Source organism: Mycobacterium sp. NGS57, from assembly GCF_059812405.1.
In genome coordinates this window covers 1-4,737 of record NZ_JCALCP010000025.1, presented here as the reverse complement: position 1 = coordinate 4,737, position 4,737 = coordinate 1, and the positions used below count along the sequence as shown (strand labels likewise).

Sequence of the window (4,737 nt, the reverse complement as noted above, 5' to 3'; positions counted from 1 at the left end):
TCGGCGCAGCTGCTGGACACCTACAGCCCCGAGCTGTTCTGCACCATCCGCAACTATCACGACATCGAACCCAAGGCGGCGTCGTTCCTCGCCGGCAACGGCTACTCGCTGAACACCGAGACCGAGGCGCTCTCCGGGCTGGGGCTGCTCGCGAACCCGGTATCGCTCGTCGCCACCGTCGCGCTCACCATGGGCCAGGGCGCCCTGGCCGGCCTGGTGGGCGGCGCCCCGAACCCCTACGTGTGGCCGGACAACCTGCCGCGGGTCAACGCGCGCGGCGGCCCGGGCGGCGCGCCGGGGTGCTGGCAATCCATCACCCACGACCTTTGGCCCGCACCGGAATTGGTGATGGACACCGGCAACAGCCTCGCACCGTACAACCACCTCGACACCGGTTCGCCGTATGCGATCGAGTACGTCTGGGGTCGCCAGGTAGGGGATAACACGATCAACCCATGAAAATCACCGGTACCATCGTCCGACTCAGCATCTTCTCCGTGGTGCTGCTGCTCTTCACTGTGATGATCATCATCGTGTTCGGCCAGATGCGCTTCGGGCGCACCTACGACTACTCGGCGGAATTCAGCAGCATCAGCGGGCTGCGGCAGGGCCAATTCGTCCGCGCCTCAGGGGTGGAGATCGGCAAGGTCAGCTCGGTGCACCTGGTCGACGGCGGCCGGCGCGCGCGGGTGGACTTCAGCGTCGACCGCGCCATCCCCCTGTACCAGTCGACGACCGCGCAGATTCGCTACCTCGACCTGATCGGTAACCGGTACCTCGAGCTCAAGACGCCGCTCGACGATGTGGGCAACAGCAGCAAGGTCCTGTCGCCCGGCGGCTTCATCCCCGTCTCGCGGACGTCGCCCGCGCTCGACCTCGACGCGCTGATCGGCGGTTTCAAGCCGCTGTTCCGGGCGCTGGACCCACAAAAGGTCAACACCATCGCGACCGCGCTGATCACGGTCTTCCAGGGTCAGGGCGGCACCATCAACGACATCCTCGACCAGACGGCGCAACTGACCAACCAGCTCGGCACGCGTGACCAGGCGATCGGCGAGGTCATCAAGAACCTGAACATCGTGCTGGACACGACGGTTCGCCACCGCCAGCAATTCGACCAGACCGTCAACAACCTCGAGGTGCTGGTCACCGGGCTGAAGAACCACGGCGACGAGCTGGCCGGCGGGACCGCGCACATCAGCAACGCCGCCGGGACGGTCGCCGACCTGCTGGCCGAGGACCGCGCCCTGATACACAGCACCCTCAACTACCTCGATGCGGTGCAGCAGCCGCTCATCGATCAGCGCGAGCAGCTCAACGACTTCATCCACAAGGTGCCCAACGCGCTGAACCTGATCGGCCGCGGCATCGGCTCCTACGGGGACTTCGTCAACTTCTATGCCTGCGACATCTCGCTGAAGATCAACGGTCTGCAGGCCGGGGGTCCGGTCCGCACGGTCCGGCTGTTCCAGCAGCCGACGGGGAGGTGCACCCCGCAATGAGAACGCTGGAACCCCCCAACCGGCTCCGCATCGGGCTCATGGGCATCCTGGTGACGCTGCTTGTCATCGGGGTGGGGCAGAGCTTCACCAGCGTCCCGATGATCTTCGCCAAGCCGGCCTACTACGGCCAGTTTTCCGACACCGGCGGGATCAACAAGGGCGACAAGGTGCGCATCGCCGGCATGGACGTCGGCAAGGTCGAGGGCCTCAAGATCGACGGCGACCACATCGCGCTGAAGTTCTCGATCGGCACCAACAAGATCGGCACCGAGAGCCGGATGGCCATCAAGACCGACACCATCCTCGGCAAGAAGGTGCTCGAGATCGAGCCCCGCGGCAACCAGGCGTTGCGGCCGGGCGGCACGCTGCCGCTGGGTCAAAGCACCACGCCCTACCAGATTTACGACGCGTTCTTCGACGTCACCAAGGCCGCCTCCGGCTGGAACATCGACACCGTCAAAGAGTCGCTGCACGTGCTGTCGCAGACCATCGACCAGACCTACCCCCACCTGAGTGCCGCGCTGGACGGCGTGGCCAAGTTCTCCGACACGATCGGCAAGCGCGACGAGGAGGTCAAGCACCTGCTCGCCCAGGCCAACAAGGTGGCCAGCGTCTTGGGGGACCGCAGCGAGCAGATCGACCGACTGCTGGTCAACGCCAAGACGCTGCTGGCCGCGTTCAACGAACGCGGCCAGGCCATCAACGCGCTGCTGGCCAACGTTGCCGCGTTCTCCGAACAGGTCAAAGGGCTGGTCAACGACAACCCGAACCTGAACCACGTGCTGGAGCAGTTGCGCGTGCTCAGCGACATCCTGGTCGAACGCAAGGACGATCTCGCCGCGGGTTTCACCGAGGTCGGCAAGTTCCTGCCGTCGTTGAACGAGGCCATCGCGTCGGGTCCGTTCTTCAAGGTGGTCCTGCACAACCTGGCCCTGTACCAGATCGTCCAGCCGTTTGTGGACGCGGCGTTCAAGAAGCGCGGCATCGATCCGGAGAACTTCTGGCGCGGCGCCGGGCTGCCCGAATTCCGCTGGCCCGACCCCAACGGCACCCGGTTCCCCAACGGCGCGCCGCCGCCCGCGCCGCCGGTGCTCGAGGGCACGCCCGAGCACCCGGGCCCGGCCGTCCCGCCCGGATCGCCGTGCTCGTACACGCCGGCCAATCCCGGCGGCAACATCACCGTCGGGGACGAGGGTCTGCCGCGGCCATGGAACCCGCTGCCCTGCGCGGGCACGGCCATCGGCCCGTTCGGCGGCCCCGGCTTCCCCGCGCCGATCGACGTCGGGGCGTCGCCGCCCAACCCCGCGGGCCTGCCGCCCACGGCGGGCATGCCGATCGCGGGCCGGCCGGGCGACCCGCCGCCGAACGTCCCGGGCACGCCGGTGCCGTTGCCGGCGCAGGCCCCGCCGGGTGCGCGTACCGAGAACCTGGCGCCGGCCGGGCCGACGCCGCCACCGTCGACGTTTGCGCCGGCCCTGCCGCCCGGTCCGGCGGCACCGCCCGGGTCCGGGCCGCTGCTGCCGGCGCCGTTCATCAACCCCGGCGGAGTCGGGGGGAGCGGAGCGACGGGAGGTAGCCAGAATTGAGCACCATCTTTGATATCCGGAACATCCGGTTGCCGAAGATGTCACGGGCGACGGTGATCATCGGATCGCTGGTCGTCGTGCTGGCTCTGGTTGTCGGGTTCGTCGGCTGGCGGCTGTACCAGAAGCTCACGAACAACACCGTCGTCGCCTACTTCCCGGCGGCCAATGCGCTGTACCCGGGCGACAAGGTCCAGATCATGGGGCTGCGCGTCGGCGCGATCGACAAGATCCAGCCGGCCGGCGACAAGATGAAGGTGACCTTCCACTACCAGAACAAGTACAAGGTCCCCGCCAACGCCTCGGCCGTGATCCTCAACCCCACCCTGGTGGCGTCGCGGGCGATCCAGCTGGAGCCCGCCTACAAGGGCGGCCCGGTGCTCGCCGACAACGCGGTGATCCCGGAACAACGCACCCAGGTCCCGGTCGAGTGGGACGAGCTGCGCGACAGCATCACCAACATCATCTCCAAGCTGGGCCCGACCAAGGAGCAACCGACCGGTCCGTTCGGTGAGGTCATCTCCTCGTTCGCCGACGGGCTGGCCGGCAAGGGCAAGCAGTTCAACACCACGCTCACCAACCTGTCGCAGGCGCTGAACGCGCTCAACGAGGGCCGCGGTGATTTCTTCGCGGTGGTGCGCAGCCTGGCGCTGTTCGTCAACGCCCTGCACCAAGACGATCGTCAGTTCGTCGCGCTCAACCAGAACCTGGCGGACGTCACCACGCGGCTCGCGCACAACGACACCGACCTGGCCAACGCGGTGCAGCAGTTCGACACCATGCTTGCCGCCGTGCGGCCGTACCTCGAGCAGAACCGTGAGGTGCTGACCCACGACGTCAACAACCTGGCCACGACGACGAACACGCTGCTGCAGCCGGATTCGCTGAACGGGCTGGAGACCGCGCTGCACGTCCTGCCGACGGCCGCGGCGAACATCAACCAGATCTATCACCCGTCGCACGGCGCGGTCGTCGCCATTCCGGCGATCACCAACTTCGCCAACCCGATGCAGTTCATCTGCAGCTCGATCCAGGCCGGCAGCCGGCTGGGCTACCAGGAGTCGGCCGAACTGTGCGCGCAGTACCTCGCCCCGATCCTGGACGCGATCAAGTTCAACTACCTCCCGTTCGGGTTGAACCTGTTCAGCACCGCCGAGACGCTGCCGAAGCAAGTCGCCTACTCCGAGCCGCGGCTGCAGCCGCCACCCGGATACAAGGACACGACCGTCCCGGGCATCTGGGTGCCGGACACGCCGTTGTCGCACCGCAACACCCAGCACGGCTGGATCGTCGCGCCGGGCATGCAGGGCACGCAGGTCGGGCCGGTCACCGCGGGCCTGCTGACCCCGGAATCGCTGTCCGAGCTGATGGGCGGGCCCGACATCGAGCCGGTTCAGTCCACCCTGCAGACCCCGCCCGGGCCGCCGAACGCCTACGACGAGAACCCGATCCTGCCGCCCATGGGCCTCAACGCTCCGGTGCCCATCGCGCCGCCGCCGCCGGGGCCGGGGGTGGTCCCGGGCCCGGTCGCGCCGACGCCCGCGCCGGTGGGGGCGCCCGCTCCCAACGCGGGTGGCCCGATGGCGCCGGCTGACTTTGGAGGTGGGCAGTGAGGCGCGCGACGAGCGCGGAACGCGCGAGAAGCAAGCCGA

4 protein-coding genes are annotated in these 4,737 nt (G+C 68.0%); all 4 read left to right on the top strand.

Features of this window, described 5'->3' with window-relative positions:
- Positions 1-459 (top strand): MCE family protein (locus AC5Y43_RS24910; protein ID WP_499977282.1); only part of this gene is annotated, 459 nt, incomplete at its 5' end.
- Positions 456-1,502 carry a virulence factor Mce family protein gene (locus tag AC5Y43_RS24905; protein ID WP_499977281.1) on the top strand — a complete coding sequence of 349 codons (1,047 nt, stop codon included), beginning with the start codon at positions 456-458 and terminating at the stop codon, positions 1,500-1,502. The genes AC5Y43_RS24910 and AC5Y43_RS24905, both read left to right, overlap by 4 nt.
- On the top strand, positions 1,499-3,088 hold the full coding sequence (locus AC5Y43_RS24900) for a virulence factor Mce family protein (RefSeq protein WP_499977277.1): 1,590 nt from the start codon (positions 1,499-1,501) through the stop codon (positions 3,086-3,088). The genes AC5Y43_RS24905 and AC5Y43_RS24900 overlap by 4 nt, the downstream gene beginning before the upstream one ends.
- Positions 3,085-4,698: a virulence factor Mce family protein gene (locus AC5Y43_RS24895; protein WP_499977275.1), complete on the top strand. Its 1,614-nt coding sequence runs from the start codon at positions 3,085-3,087 to the stop codon at positions 4,696-4,698. The genes AC5Y43_RS24900 and AC5Y43_RS24895 overlap by 4 nt, the downstream gene beginning before the upstream one ends.
- Positions 4,699-4,737: the final 39 nt, after the last annotated feature.

Coding starts and splice junctions, on each gene's coding strand:
- AC5Y43_RS24905 (WP_499977281.1), top strand. CDS start 456: ATGAAAATCACCGGTACCATCGTCCGACTCAGCATCTTCTCCGTGGTG.
- AC5Y43_RS24900 (WP_499977277.1), top strand. CDS start 1,499: ATGAGAACGCTGGAACCCCCCAACCGGCTCCGCATCGGGCTCATGGGC.